Annotated in this window: 15 protein-coding genes, 1 tRNA gene and 1 pseudogene; 9 read left to right on the top strand and 8 right to left on the bottom strand. The window is 33.1% G+C overall.

Features of this window, described 5'->3' with window-relative positions; all coding sequences use genetic code 11:
* Positions 1-975 (bottom strand): glycosyltransferase family 2 protein, encoded by a 975-nt coding sequence (locus RTY06_RS03575; RefSeq protein WP_312822867.1) that lies wholly within the window; start codon positions 973-975, stop codon positions 1-3.
* The gene (locus tag RTY06_RS03570; RefSeq protein WP_312822865.1) at positions 976-1,854 is read right to left on the bottom strand and encodes a lysophospholipid acyltransferase family protein; all 879 of its coding nucleotides are present in this window, start codon (positions 1,852-1,854) and stop codon (positions 976-978) included.
* An 87-nt stretch (positions 1,855-1,941) separates the two neighbouring features.
* On the opposite strand from RTY06_RS03570, the gene RTY06_RS03565 reads away from it, so the two are divergent.
* Complete coding sequence (locus RTY06_RS03565) at positions 1,942-2,484, top strand: thioredoxin family protein (protein ID WP_312822863.1); 543 nt, start codon at positions 1,942-1,944, stop codon at positions 2,482-2,484.
* A gap of 65 nt (positions 2,485-2,549) precedes the next feature.
* Here the strand turns inward: RTY06_RS03565 and rplI are convergent, their stop codons facing one another.
* From rplI to RTY06_RS03535, 6 genes are all read right to left on the bottom strand, one after another.
* Positions 2,550-3,068: a 50S ribosomal protein L9 gene (rplI, locus tag RTY06_RS03560; RefSeq protein ID WP_312822861.1), complete on the bottom strand. Its 519-nt coding sequence runs from the start codon at positions 3,066-3,068 to the stop codon at positions 2,550-2,552.
* A gap of 162 nt (positions 3,069-3,230) precedes the next feature.
* Positions 3,231-3,533, bottom strand: coding sequence for a 30S ribosomal protein S18 (gene rpsR / locus RTY06_RS03555; RefSeq protein ID WP_027382072.1), 303 nt, complete (start codon positions 3,531-3,533; stop codon positions 3,231-3,233).
* 25 nt (positions 3,534-3,558) lie between these two features.
* Positions 3,559-3,900: a 30S ribosomal protein S6 gene (gene rpsF, locus RTY06_RS03550; protein ID WP_116036597.1), complete on the bottom strand. Its 342-nt coding sequence runs from the start codon at positions 3,898-3,900 to the stop codon at positions 3,559-3,561.
* Positions 3,901-4,094: 194 nt separating this feature from the next.
* Positions 4,095-5,663, bottom strand: a complete 1,569-nt coding sequence (locus tag RTY06_RS03545) for a GEVED domain-containing protein (protein ID WP_312822857.1) — start codon at positions 5,661-5,663, stop codon at positions 4,095-4,097.
* A gap of 256 nt (positions 5,664-5,919) precedes the next feature.
* Positions 5,920-6,753: a dihydropteroate synthase gene (gene folP, locus RTY06_RS03540; protein WP_312822856.1), complete on the bottom strand. Its 834-nt coding sequence runs from the start codon at positions 6,751-6,753 to the stop codon at positions 5,920-5,922.
* Positions 6,754-6,803: 50 nt separating this feature from the next.
* Complete coding sequence (locus RTY06_RS03535) at positions 6,804-7,871, bottom strand: DUF2891 domain-containing protein (RefSeq protein WP_312822855.1); 1,068 nt, start codon at positions 7,869-7,871, stop codon at positions 6,804-6,806.
* A gap of 99 nt (positions 7,872-7,970) precedes the next feature.
* On the opposite strand from RTY06_RS03535, the gene RTY06_RS03530 reads away from it, so the two are divergent.
* The 8 genes and pseudogenes from RTY06_RS03530 to RTY06_RS03495 form a co-directional block, all read left to right on the top strand.
* Positions 7,971-8,507, top strand: a complete 537-nt coding sequence (locus tag RTY06_RS03530; protein ID WP_312822853.1) for a DUF1599 domain-containing protein — start codon at positions 7,971-7,973, stop codon at positions 8,505-8,507.
* A gap of 14 nt (positions 8,508-8,521) precedes the next feature.
* Positions 8,522-9,598: a BT_3928 family protein gene (locus RTY06_RS03525; RefSeq protein WP_312822852.1), complete on the top strand. Its 1,077-nt coding sequence runs from the start codon at positions 8,522-8,524 to the stop codon at positions 9,596-9,598.
* Between the two features lie 8 nt (positions 9,599-9,606).
* The gene (locus tag RTY06_RS03520; protein ID WP_312822850.1) at positions 9,607-9,957 is read left to right on the top strand and encodes a TerB family tellurite resistance protein; all 351 of its coding nucleotides are present in this window, start codon (positions 9,607-9,609) and stop codon (positions 9,955-9,957) included.
* Positions 9,958-9,964: 7 nt separating this feature from the next.
* On the top strand, positions 9,965-10,726 hold the full coding sequence (tpiA, locus tag RTY06_RS03515) for a triose-phosphate isomerase (protein ID WP_312822848.1): 762 nt from the start codon (positions 9,965-9,967) through the stop codon (positions 10,724-10,726).
* A 295-nt stretch (positions 10,727-11,021) separates the two neighbouring features.
* Complete coding sequence (gene mce, locus RTY06_RS03510; RefSeq protein ID WP_312822847.1) at positions 11,022-11,420, top strand: methylmalonyl-CoA epimerase; 399 nt, start codon at positions 11,022-11,024, stop codon at positions 11,418-11,420.
* A gap of 62 nt (positions 11,421-11,482) precedes the next feature.
* Positions 11,483-11,556, top strand: a tRNA-Ile gene (locus tag RTY06_RS03505).
* Positions 11,557-11,745: 189 nt separating this feature from the next.
* The gene (locus tag RTY06_RS03500) at positions 11,746-12,024 is read left to right on the top strand and encodes a DNA-binding protein (RefSeq protein WP_312822846.1); all 279 of its coding nucleotides are present in this window, start codon (positions 11,746-11,748) and stop codon (positions 12,022-12,024) included.
* A gap of 452 nt (positions 12,025-12,476) precedes the next feature.
* Positions 12,477-12,783: pseudogene (locus tag RTY06_RS03495) on the top strand (PAS domain-containing protein); the annotation flags it as partial.
* Positions 12,784-12,859: the final 76 nt, after the last annotated feature.

Below are 12,859 nucleotides of genomic sequence, written 5' to 3'. Positions count from 1 at the left end.
TTATTTTTTTGAACCAAGAAAATGTTTGAAAATCAACCATTTTGATTGATAATAATGATTGATCTGATTTTTCTGTCTCAGTTGAATAGACTTTGGCAATTGCCAATAAAATCCCATATGTGATTTGAAAACAGCCCAAAGATGTGAAAATCCATTTTTGAATCCAAAATAAATTCCTGCAACTCCATCTAAAGAAAGTCTTAGAAACAGAATGAAAAATACCTTGTAGAAAGGCAAATTCTTCAGCATCATTGTCAGATTATTTCTGAAATTGAGATAGGTTTTTTGAGGATTTTGTTTATTAAGTGTTCCTCCGCCAACGTGATAAACTTTGGATTTTCCGGTATAATAGATTTTCCTTCCAGTATTTTTCAATCTCCAGCAAAGGTCAATTTCTTCCTGATGAGCAAAGAATCTTTCATCAAAACCATTCATATTCCAAAAATCTTCTGAACGAATGAATAGCGAACATCCGGAAGCCCAAAAGATTTCTGTCTCATCATCGTATTGGCCGTTATCAATTTCTATATCATCGAAAACTCTTCCTCTACAATAAGGATAACCTAAATTATCTATTAAACCGCCACCAGCTCCTGCAAATTCGAATTTATCTTTTTGATTATAATCCAGAATTTTTGGCTGAATTGCTGCGATATTTTTGTTCTCAGAAAATAATTTTGTGATTGGAGAAATCCAGCTTTCTGTAACTTCTACATCTGAGTTTAATAGACAATAGATCTCAGCTTTGATATATTTTAAACCTTCATTATAACCTGCAGCAAAACCAGAATTGCTAGAGTTTTGAACGATTTTAACCGACGGAAAATTTGATTTTAAAAAATGAATAGAATCATCTGTCGAAGCATTATCAATGACGTATATTTCTGATTCAGAAGAATATTGAATTACATATGGTAAGAATTTTTCTAACCAATTTTTCCCATTCCAATTCAGTATGGCAATTGCAATCGTCATTTATTCGTCGTATTTTTTAATATAATCTTTGTATTTCCATCTTCTGTGTGACCAAAGCCAATTGTCTGGTCTTTTGTTGATGGTGTTTTCCAATAATGTGTGGAATTTTCTAACTACTTCGTGTTCTACAAATTTTTCCCCTTCAGGATAGATTCTGTGATAATTGACTTGATAAAATCCTCGTTTGACCTTCTTCATCTCGCAATAGATAAAGACCATATCCATTCTTGTTGAAAGCTTGTCGTAACCTACAAAAGCAGGTGTTTTTTGATTCAGAAATTTCAGGCCGTAATTAACAGAATGTACATTTGGAGTCTGATCTGCTACAAACATATAAATTGAATTTCCGTCATTGGGAGTTCGGAAAATATGTTTAATAACCTCATTAGCTTCCAGAGATTTGTTATTAAATCTATTTCTAATTAATTTGATTTTTTGTTCCCAGAACTTACTGCTCATTTTTCTATAAACAGGATGACAGTCTTTTTGAGGAACAATGGTTGCCAATGCATTAAACCATTCCCAATTGAAAACGTGGCCAGATAAGAGAATAACGTTTTTACCTTCGGCTTTTGCTTCGTGAAAAACTTCTTGATTCAGATGTTGCATCCTAACTCTGGATTCTACATTGCTTATGGTGAAAGCTTTCAGCATTTCAGCAAGATAGTCACAGAAATTGGAAAAGAATTTTTTCGAAATATCTGTGATTTCTTTATCCGATTTTTCAGGAAAAGAATTTTTTAAATTATCTAATACTTCTTTTTTCCTATATCCAATAATATAATAATTAATAAAGAATAATATATCTGAAAAAATATATAATATTCTAAGAGGTAATCTGGAAACTAGTAATAATATGCTGAATAGAAATTGATTCAAACTATTGTGTTTATTGGCAAATATACTGAAAAATGGCTGAATTTTTGATTAACTTTGGAGTTAATATTTAATCAATTATAAATAATAATGAGAAAATCTGTAAAGAAATTGTTATTTGTTGGAGGCGTATTTTTATTTTCTCTTACAAATGCTCAAACTACACAGCTTACCAAAGAACAAATCGAGGCTAAGAAAAAGGCTGCTGCTGAAGAAAAAGCAAAATTACCCAAGCCATATCATCCTGAAGCTAATGCTGAATCTGATATTCGAAATATTGTAAAATTGGCTAAGAAAGAGCATAAAAATGTTGTAATACAAGCTGGAGGTAACTGGTGTATCTGGTGTTTGAGATTTAATAATTATGTTCAACAGACGCCTGAATTGAAGCAAATTGTTGATGATAATTATATTTATTACCATTTGAATTGGTCTCCTGAAAATAAAAATGAAAAAATATTTTCTAGTTATGGGAATCCAGGAGAAAAATTTGGTTATCCAGTGTTTATTATTTTGAATGAAGATGGAAAACAAATTCATACACAAGACAGCGCCGTTCTAGAGGAGGGTAGTGGTTATAGCCAAGAAAAAGTTAAAGATTTTTTCAATGCTTGGAAACCAAAGAAGTCTTAATTATATTTAAAATAAAAAACCACTTCGTTTGAAGTGGTTTTTTTATGCTTTTGAAAATATTCCAATTAAGCTTCTTCAGAAGTAGTTTCTTCTTCAACTTTAGCTTTTGGAGCAGCTGGTTTAGGAGCTTCTACTGGAGCATCAGAAACGATTGCAAAATCGAAGTTGTATTCTACATTTCTGTGAAGTCTGATCAATGCAGTTGCAGTACCAGTTCTCTTGATTGTATTTCCAGGGATTTTGATATATTTTTTATCAACACTTACACCAGCTTTTGCTAAAGCAGCAGCAAGATCAGCATTGTTGATAGAACCAAATAATCTGTCACCAGAACCTACTTTTGCAGGAATAGTGATAGAAGTTTTCTTCAATTGCTCAACTATAGCATTTGCAGCAGAAATCAATTTAGCTTCTTCTTCTTTTCTAGCTTCCAAAGTAGCCTCTAGAGCTGCTTTGTTTTTAGGAGTTGCTAATAAAGCAAAACCTTGAGGTAATAAAAAGTTACGAGCGTAACCTGGTTTTACATTTACTGTATCGAACTCAAGTCCTAAGTTTTCTACGTCTTGTTTTAGGATAATTTCCATTGTTGTTGTCTTGTTTAGATTCTAGAAGTTAGAGTTTAGAAATGAGAAATTAGAAAAATCTAAAATCTTATATCTGAGAGCTAATATCTAAAACAGTTAGAATTAAATTATTATTCAGCAACAAAAGAAGCAGGCAAGCCTACTTCTTTTATTATTTTTTTCTTATTTCAATAAGTCAGCTACGTAAGGCATCAAAGCAAGGTGTCTTGCTCTTTTGATAGCAGCAGATACTTTTCTTTGGTATTTAAGAGAAGTTCCTGTGTATCTTCTTGGTAAGATTTTACCTTGTTCGTTTACGAATTGTAAAAGGAAGTCAGCATCTTTGTAATCTACGTGCTTAATACCAAACTTTTTGAATCTACAATATTTCTTTTCAGATTTTGTATTGATATCAAGTGGAGTAAGGAATTTTACTTCTGATTCACCTCCAGCAGAGGCTTGTTTTGCCATATCATCTATTGCCATTGTTTTAAATTTTAAAGGTTAATAATTAAGCTTTAGCAGATTTTAGTTTGCTTCTTCTTGTTACTGCATAATCTACAGCGTGCTTGTCAAGTTTAGTCGTTAGGTAACGGATAACTCTCTCATCACGTTTGAAAGCAGTTTCTAGGTCTGCAACTACAGTTCCTTCTCCTTTGAATTCGATTAGTGTGTAAAAACCATTCTTTTTCAATTGGATAGGATAAGCTAATTTCTTAAGTCCCCAATTTTCTTTGGCAACGATTTCGCAATTGTTTGAAGCTAATAGGTCTTCAAATTTTTTCACTGCTTCCTCCACCTGAGCGTCAGATAGAACGGGAGTTAAAATGAAAACAGTTTCGTAATTGTTCATAATGTTAATTAATTTTAATTAAAAATTCGAGTTGCAAAATTACAATTTTTTTCTGAATTACAAATAATTTATTTAGAATTTAAAAAGTAAAACATAAACATGCAGATTTGCCTTCTCTGTAATTAATAGATTTTTAATAAAAAAAAAGAGGCTGCCCTTTTGAGACAGCCTCCTAAATTTGATTAATATAAAAATTACTTCTTGATTACTTTTGTAGAAGTAGAAGTACCATCTTCTAATGTAGTAGTAACAACATATACGCCTGTGTTGAATCTGCTGAAATCAATTTGAGATTTAGCCTCATTCAATTCTTTTGTGAACAATTGTTTGCCTGCAGTGTCGTAAACTTTTACGTTTTTAATTTTACCTTGAGCCTCTATGTTAAAGATGTCTTTAACTGGATTAGGATAAGATCTGATACTATTTTTAGTGGTTTCTGAAACAGCAAGTGTGCCAACATTAATTGTGTAATCTTCTGCTTGTCCAAAGCTACCACCTACGCAAGGGTCTGCTAAGTTTGTGGTCCCAAATAATTTTTTGACACGCATTCTGGTGTTTCCTATTGTTGCACCTGCAGGTACGGTGATGTTGTAAGTAAGTTCTTTTGTGTCTGTTCCTGTAGAATTTGTAATAGATCCTACAGAATAAGCTTCGTCGGCATCTGCAAAGTCTTTGTCTTGATTCCAGTCGATATAAACCATGAAGTTATTAGCCCAATTACCTCCTGTATTTCCTTTTATTGTTATGGTGTGTGTGCTACCTAATGTAACATTGCCAACTTGATCTAGGAAGAATTCGTGTGCAGTACCGCCGCTTGTTGATGCCGATGTTGTGTTATCTATGCCTGCAAAGTTAACTAATGTTATAGGTTCTACTGTGAAAGAGTATGTTAAAGGTCCGCAATATGTAGTTTCCATGGTTGTGAAAGAAAATGTAGTACATCCTGTTGCGGAGCCAATTGTATTTTTAGGAACTGCTTTCCAATAGTATGTTGAAGATCCATCAAGATTAGCTGCTGTATAAGTTGTGCCTGTAACATTGCTAACCAAAGTTGTTGGGTTAGGGTTTTTGTCTAAATAGATATCGTAAGAATCTACAGTTCCAGTAGTTGGGGCAGACCAAGAGAATGTTTGGGAAACGTAATTAAGGTTGGTTGCTCCATTTGCTGGAGATACTAAAGTAGCGCAATCAGGCGCAACTGTAGGTGCCGCGGAGACGCTTACGTCATCAATATGTAGAGCAAACATATCTGTTGAGCTGTGATGTCTGAATGCTACATAAACTTGTGGTTGACCAGCAAATGAAGATAAGTCAATGCTTTTTGAATAAAATATACCGCCAACACCGTTTGTCGAGGCGTTCTCAGTTAATAGAGGCGTGGTTGCTAAAAATGCAGCAACACTGTTTGTTGTTGCAACATATACAGAGTATGTTTCACTGGCCCAATCTGGATCTTGTGCTTTTACTTTGAATTTAAGTACCGCTGAAGTTGCAGTAGATAAGTTGATTGCAGGTGATACGATGTAGTTGTCAGGTGTTAAAGCTGTTAAACTTGCGTTGTCATAAGAATAAGAGGCGATAGCAGGTGTGATCCCTGCAGGTTCGGTTAGTGCTACTGTTTCCCATTCAAAGCCATCGCCGTCTTGATCGTATAGAGTCCAATCGGAGATGTCTTCATCGTCGAAGTTGTCTGAAAAATAAGTTTGACCGAAACCAAACATTGGTAAAGCTACAAAAGCTAAACGTAGTAAAGATTTTTTCATAAAGATAATTTTTTAATTCTCTCAAATTTAGTTAAATTAATTTAAAATATCCAAATTTTAACCAATAAAATTATCAATTATTTATTTTATTTGGTTTGTTGTTGTTGTTTTGATTGTTTAAATATTTCGTTAATGCTGTGTGATATTCGAATATTTTTTTTAAATAATATTATTTTTTTAAAGAAATTATTAAAAATTTTCTTAAAATAAAAATTTGAAAAAATCTTAAATGTTTGCTTAATGAAGGGCTTGTTTATCAAATGATTAAGCTTTCGGGATTATGAAGTCGAATAATATTAGCTCCTTTTTCTAATAACTTATAATGCAGATCTAGTGTTTCTTGCTCAACCTCATATGGTTGTTTACCAAGTGGTTTATAGATAAATGATTTTTTTGAGATTCCCGCCAAAATCGGCAATTCTCCAAATCCAATATATTCAAAATTCTCAATCATTTGATATTGATCTTCAACTGTTTTTCCAAAACCAAATCCAGGATCGAGGATGATGTCTTTGATTCCTTTCTGCTTTAAAAGATTTACCTTTTCTGAGAAGAATCGATTGATTGATAAAATGACATCATCAAATCTATTCTTCTCGTGCATTGATTCATAAGTCGGGTTGATATGCATTAATATATAAGGTAAACCTGTTTTTGCAACGTTATCCAAAAGTTCGGAATCAAATTGTCCTGCAGAAATATCATTCACAATATCAATTCCTTCATCAAAACCAAATTTTACAACTTCTGAATAAAATGTATCCAAAGAAATCAAACTTTCCGGAAATTCTTTTTTTATGGATGAAATAACATTTCCAATTCTTCTGATTTCTTCATCTGCTTTCAGAAATTGAGCATTTGGACGTGTAGATTGTGCGCCAATGTCAATAATAGAAGCTCCGTTTTTTAATAATTTTTCAGTTTGTTGTAAAGCTGATTTCTCATCGTTGAATTTTCCTCCATCAGAAAAGGAATCTGGAGTTAAGTTCAAGATTCCCATTAATTTTGGTTTGGATAAATCAATCAACCTGCCGTTACAATTGATTGAAAAGAACTTGGATTGATTAGAATTAATTGAATAAAATTCCATTTGAAATTTTGATAAGAATATGAATTAAATTTTTGGTTGAAAATATTATTTTAATTAGTCAAAGCATAAACAGCAAAACTCGCTAACCAATGATCGCCACCATAATTACCTTGAAAAATAATTGGCAAAGAGTTTTCAATAAATTTTTCCCTTGACTTTTCAAATTGTTTTCTAATGGAATTCTTTTCCGGTAAAGCATTGATAATATTTTTCATTGCCCAAGCTTTCGAGAATGATAATCCAACAAGATGAACAGTTTGATAATCATTAACATCACTTATAATTGGGATTTGCTCGATGTTTTCAAGACTTCTTTTTTCATAAAATAGATTAAGCCATTTCTCAAATTCTTTTTGAGCCAAAATTCTGCTCATTAATTCTGCAATTTCCAGACTTGGTGAAAAGAAATCGCTTCCGTCTGGTTCCAGATAAGCTGGTGTTTTAACATTATTTAAATAGAAGATTTTAGCTTTTTCAGATAATTCTTTTTCGAATGATTTATTTCCAACTTGTCTTGCCCAATCTATTGCAAAACTCATTGCAAATGCCGTATTAGGATGGACGCCAGTTCTGTTAGGATAAGTTTGTTTGGGTAAATAAGCCTTCCAAAGTCTCAGGATTTCGTATGTCAAAGGTTTTAGATTTTGATGCCAGATTTTGGCTTTTGGATGATTCCATCTTGCTAATTCTTCATCCAATTTCAAAATCCAAGCCCAACCATAAGTTCTTTCGAAATTTTGCGCCACTTGATATTTTGTAAAATAAAACGCCTCTTCTTTGATTTTTTCAGGTGAAAATGATTTATCTAGAATTGAAATAATTTTATCTTTATTTTCTAAATCCGTTACAGTTCTCAGTAATCTCACCAACATCCAATGCCCGTGAACTGAGCTATGCCAATCAAAACAACCATAAAAACTCGGGTGTAATTCTTTTGGAGTTAGAACAGCATCTTTTTCAGTATTAATAACGTGTGCGGTTTTATTCGGATACTCTTGATTGATGCATTTTAACGGCATCGAAGCAAGTTGGTTGGCCATTTCTGTTGTCAGTTCCAGTTTCTGTTGAGCATTGATAAAAACAGAAGAGATTAGAAAAAAAGAAACAGCAAACTTCATAGAGTAATTTTAGAGTTATAAAAATAGATAATTTTTCTGATTACTATCAATAAATTAACTCCAAACAAAATTTGTATCTTTGACCAATTAGACAGATTTATGCACAATACTTCCGCCCAGTTTGACGACGTTATCAAGACTTGTAGAGACCTTTTTCAAAAGAAAATGAAAGATTATGGAACCGCTTGGCGTGTTCTCCGTCCAAGTTCTATCACAGACCAAATCTACATCAAGGTAAGCAGAATCAGAACGTTGCAAATGACGGATGTGCAAATGGTGGATGAGAGTGAAGAAGATGAGTTTGTTGCGATTATTAATTACTCAATTATTGGATTGATTCAGCTGGAGAAAGGTTTTTCCGATGAACTAAATGCTAATCCAGAGGATATCATTGAGCTTTACGATTCTTACGCTCAAAAAGCGAAAGAATTGATGGAACGCAAAAATCACGATTATGGGGAAGCTTGGCGAGATATGAGGATTTCGTCTATCACAGATTTGATTTATCAAAAGGTTTTGAGAACTAAGCAGATAGAAGATAATCAAGGAAAGACTTTGGTTTCCGAAGGTTTGGATGCCAACTATTTTGATATGTTGAATTATGCTGTTTTTTGTCTGATTAAATTTAAAAATTAATACCGAAAAAAATTATGAAAGCAGTTTTACGCTACATTGTCGCACTTATATTCATTGCTTCCGGATTTGTAAAAGCCGTTGATTTGAAAGGATTCTCTTTTAAATTAGAAGAATATTTTTCACCAATTGTTTTCAATTTGCCATTTTTGGAAAAGTATGCTTTAGCATTTTCAATTGTTGTAGTTGTGTTGGAATTGGTTTTAGGTTTTATGTTATTAATGAAAATCAAGCTTAAACAAACACTTTATGCATTGATTGCGCTTTGTGTTTTCTTTGGTTTTCTGACATTCTATTCTGCTTATTATAATGTTGTTACTGATTGTGGATGTTTCGGAGATGCTTTGAAATTTACGCCTTGGCAATCATTCTGGAAAGATATTACGCTTTTAGTTTTATTGTTGATTCTGGCGGTTCTTTACAGAAAAAGAGAAGAAGATGAAAAAGTCAGATTTGGCAAATTACCTTTGTTAGGTGTTTTTGTTTTAGTAATGATTTTCGTGATGTACCGAGGAGTTGCACACGAACCAATGATAGATTTCAGAGCTTATGCTATCGGAACAGATTTAGCCTCAGAAAAACAAAAGATTGCACAAAATCCTTCAGAATACAAGACGTTTTATTCACTTAAAAATTCCAAAACCGGTGAAGTTAAAAAAGTGGACCAAGACGAATATATTAATAAGGAATATTGGAAAGATACAAACTGGCAAATAGAAGACGGAAAAACAACTTCCGAAATCTCCAAAAAAGGTTACGAATCTGAAATCTCCAAATTCAAAATTGAAGATGTGAATGGAAATCCTATCACAGATGAAATCTTAAAAGAACCAAGAGCTATCATCGTATTCACTTATAAGCCAAAAGAAGCTGACTTAGAATTAGTCAAAAAAACAGAAACCAAAGCTTTGACCGAAAAAGCTAAAGTTTACGGTGTAAGTACGAATCCTAATTTCTACAAACAAATCCCAAACTACATGATGGATGAGATTGCGATTAAAACCATTGCAAGAAGTAATCCTTTTGTTTTGGTTTTGGAAAAAGGAAAAGTAGTTGAGAAATTGGGTGCGAAAGATTATTTAAATCAAGATTAAATTATATAATGAGAAAATCAAATAAACCAATTGCTGGATATCATTTACTAATGATTTTATCAGCTGTGGACGGAATTATAAAGCCAGAAGAAGGACTCAAAGTTCAGGAATATATGGCGGAAGAATTTCCGTTCCGTCTCAATCTGGATGATGAATTAGAAATCATTGCACAGCTCACTTCTGACCAATGGCAGGAACACTTCGAGTTCCACGCAAAATGTTTCGAAGAAGACTCTACCGAGAAGGAAAGAAAAGACTTCACTCAATTTGCAAAATCCCTCATTAAAGCAGATAATAAAGTGAGCGATGATGAGCACAAATTCTACATTCTACTAAAAAAACTTTGGAACTTAAATTAAAAATAAAATGAGAAAGAACATTGTTGCAGGAAACTGGAAAATGAACAAAACTTACGCTGAAGCTCAGGAATTGATGGCTCAGCTTTTAGAATACAAAAAAAATAACACGACAAACTGCGAAGTTTACATCGCTCCGCCAGCTTTGTATCTTACAACGGCGAAAGAAGTTTTCAAAAATAGCGAAGTTGGTGTTTTTGCTCAAGATGTTTCCGAATATGCAAGCGGAGCTTACACAGGTGAGATTTCTGTAGATATGTTAGCTTCAGTAGATGCAGACGGAAGTCTCGTGTCGCACTCAGAAAGAAGAACTTTTCACGGAGAAACAGACAGTCACGCCAACAGAAAATTAAAAGCGCTTTTAGATAAAGGTCTAACGCCAATCTATTGCAACGGCGAAAAATTGGAGGAAAGAAAAGCAGGAAGACATTTCGAGGTTGTTAAAAACCAAACAGAAACAGCTCTTTTCACTTTATCTGCCGAAGAAATCAAAAAAGTAGTGATTGCTTACGAACCAGTTTGGGCAATTGGAACCGGCGAAACGGCTACTGCGGAGCAAGCTCAGGAAGTTCACGCTTACATCAGAAGCCTAATTGCTGACAAATATGGAAAAGAAGTAGCGGACGAAGTTTCCATCCTTTACGGAGGAAGTGTGAAGCCGGACAATGCAAAAGAAATCTTCTCTCAGCCAGATGTTGACGGAGGCTTGATTGGAGGCGCTGCACTTAAAATTGAGGATTTCTCCAAGATTATTGAAGGATTCAATGCTTAATCAAAAATATAAATTGTCAAAGTAATACCTTCTTACTTTGGCAATTTTTTTAGGAGCTTAATCCCGCTGTAGTTTATCCTGAGCCTGTCGAAAGGTTGCAATCTTTTTTGCATCACGATTTGTAATCCAAAAGCAAACTAATTCCACGCAAAAAAGGATTTCCACTACAAAACGAGGAACGAGTTTCGACGATTCAAATAGAAAAATATAAAAAAGAGAGTCAATCGGGGCTAGGGATTTTTTCATCCAAACAAATTTTGTCTTCCCAAATAGAGGATTATTCAAAACTAACACAATGAAAATAGAACACTTAGGAATTGCAGTCAAATCTTTATCAGATTCAGATGATTTGTTTTCCCGACTTTTAGGAAAATCAAATTACAAACAAGAATCTGTAGAAAGAGAAGGCGTAACCACATCTTTTTACGAACTCGGAGAAAGCAAAATCGAACTTTTGGAAGCCACAAATCTAGACAGTCCAATCGCCAAATTTCTAGATAAAAAAGGAGAAGGAATCCATCATATTGCATTTGGTGTTGAAAACATCCAATTTGAAATAGAAAGATTAAAAAAAGAAGGATTTATTTTCATCTCAGAAGAACCGAAAGAAGGCGCTGATAATAAATTAGTTGTCTTCCTACACCCCAAATCTACAAATGGAGTTTTGGTAGAATTGTGTCAAGAAAAACCGTAAAACGTTTTGTAGATAAAGAAATTTTGCTATTTTTGCAAACACAAAATTTAACCAAGTTTTGAGGTCCTATAGCTCAGTTGGTTAGAGCACCTGACTCATAATCAGGTGGTCCCTGGTTCGAGCCCAGGTGGGACCACGTTTAAAATCAAGCACTTACAGAAATGTAGGTGCTTATTTTTTTTAATGGGTAACACATAGGTAACACAAGTAGTGGTACTTAGATCATTTTTTTTTCTTCTCTATTCTAAAGCCAAATTATACCTTTAGACCCTTTCAATAAAGTTTTTTAACTATTTCTAGGAACTTGCCTTATAAAATATAAGAAATGGAAAATGAAGTGTTATTAGAAAAGCTTGAAAATATTGAACAATATTTATTGGGTCTAAAAACTATTTTTAACGTCAAAGAACTATCTAAATATACAGGTTTTAAATGCTCTTACATTTATAAACTTGCGCATCGACGACTGATTCCCTATTCAAAACCTAGTGGAAAAATGTTATTCTTTGAACGGGTGAAAATTGATAATTGGTTGTTGACCAATTCTAGTCCATCTATTTCAGAAGTAGAGAAAAACTTAGTCAAAAAAATTATGAAAGAATAATATTTTTCTAAAAGATGGTTTCTTTTTGAGTTTAATGATTTTCCATTTTGGAGTATTTACTCAATACTGTTAAAATACTAGCTTTGCTTTAGTACCCATAGCCGAAGAAATATCGAAACATTTGGTTGAGGATTTGGAAAGAATTGTAGAATTAAATAATCCTGTCATGTGACCTTGACGAGCGTCTATTCAAACTCTTTTGTCGATGATTTAACTCGTTTGAGCCAAATTAAAAAAGATTTAGCAATTCCTAATTTAGAATTTAGTTCTTTATAGATGTGATTTATTTTGCAAGATAATTTTAAATGCTTTCAACAATCGAAATTGGAATCGTTTGACTTTTTTTTACTTCGAATGGTTTCTGCTTTTATAAAGATGAAACTTGGTACGTTAAAGTATACAGAAGAATCTATTATTTTTACGTAGATATATATATTTGCATATCCAAAAACGATCGTATAATTTTCTATAACCGTGGAGAAGAGTTTGTTTTTCCCAGAAGTGCTGGTATTATGGGAACGGGAGTTCGTTTTTGCTATCCTCCGAAAAGTGTTGATACGGTACTGAAAGTTTTAGAAGCTTTCAGTAAAGGTGAACAAAATGAAGCTTCGTTTTGGTTTAATTACTGGGATAAACTGATTTATGTTAGATATTTTGCCGTGATTCGGAAAAAATTATCGTGGCGTAATTGAGATGTCGCAGGATATTTCTGAGAGAAAAAAAATTGAAGGGGAGCGAAGACTTTTGGAATTGGCATGATAATTATCACTTAAAATAAAATACCAAATTGTCTTTTATTTCAAAATAGATTTTTATCTTTGTATTATAAAAATAG

This window comes from Epilithonimonas sp., from assembly GCF_032055105.1.
Taxonomy (GTDB): domain Bacteria; phylum Bacteroidota; class Bacteroidia; order Flavobacteriales; family Weeksellaceae; genus Epilithonimonas.
This window is presented reverse-complemented; position numbering and strand designations above follow the sequence as displayed.

What these genes read in the sequence shown, in the direction of transcription:
- RTY06_RS03525 (WP_312822852.1), top strand. Translation starts at nt 8,522, where the DNA reads ATGAAAGCAGTTTTACGCTACATTGTCGCACTTATATTCATTGCTTCC.
- tpiA (WP_312822848.1), top strand. Translation starts at nt 9,965, where the DNA reads ATGAGAAAGAACATTGTTGCAGGAAACTGGAAAATGAACAAAACTTAC.
- folP (WP_312822856.1), bottom strand. Translation starts at nt 6,753, where the DNA reads ATGGAATTTTATTCAATTAATTCTAATCAATCCAAGTTCTTTTCAATC.
- RTY06_RS03575 (WP_312822867.1), bottom strand. Translation starts at nt 975, where the DNA reads ATGACGATTGCAATTGCCATACTGAATTGGAATGGGAAAAATTGGTTA.
- rpsF (WP_116036597.1), bottom strand. Translation starts at nt 3,900, where the DNA reads ATGAACAATTACGAAACTGTTTTCATTTTAACTCCCGTTCTATCTGAC.
- RTY06_RS03565 (WP_312822863.1), top strand. Translation starts at nt 1,942, where the DNA reads ATGAGAAAATCTGTAAAGAAATTGTTATTTGTTGGAGGCGTATTTTTA.
- RTY06_RS03500 (WP_312822846.1), top strand. Translation starts at nt 11,746, where the DNA reads ATGGAAAATGAAGTGTTATTAGAAAAGCTTGAAAATATTGAACAATAT.
- rpsR (WP_027382072.1), bottom strand. Translation starts at nt 3,533, where the DNA reads ATGGCAATAGATGATATGGCAAAACAAGCCTCTGCTGGAGGTGAATCA.
- RTY06_RS03535 (WP_312822855.1), bottom strand. Translation starts at nt 7,871, where the DNA reads ATGAAGTTTGCTGTTTCTTTTTTTCTAATCTCTTCTGTTTTTATCAAT.
- mce (WP_312822847.1), top strand. Translation starts at nt 11,022, where the DNA reads ATGAAAATAGAACACTTAGGAATTGCAGTCAAATCTTTATCAGATTCA.
- rplI (WP_312822861.1), bottom strand. Translation starts at nt 3,068, where the DNA reads ATGGAAATTATCCTAAAACAAGACGTAGAAAACTTAGGACTTGAGTTC.
- RTY06_RS03545 (WP_312822857.1), bottom strand. Translation starts at nt 5,663, where the DNA reads ATGAAAAAATCTTTACTACGTTTAGCTTTTGTAGCTTTACCAATGTTT.
- RTY06_RS03530 (WP_312822853.1), top strand. Translation starts at nt 7,971, where the DNA reads ATGCACAATACTTCCGCCCAGTTTGACGACGTTATCAAGACTTGTAGA.
- RTY06_RS03520 (WP_312822850.1), top strand. Translation starts at nt 9,607, where the DNA reads ATGAGAAAATCAAATAAACCAATTGCTGGATATCATTTACTAATGATT.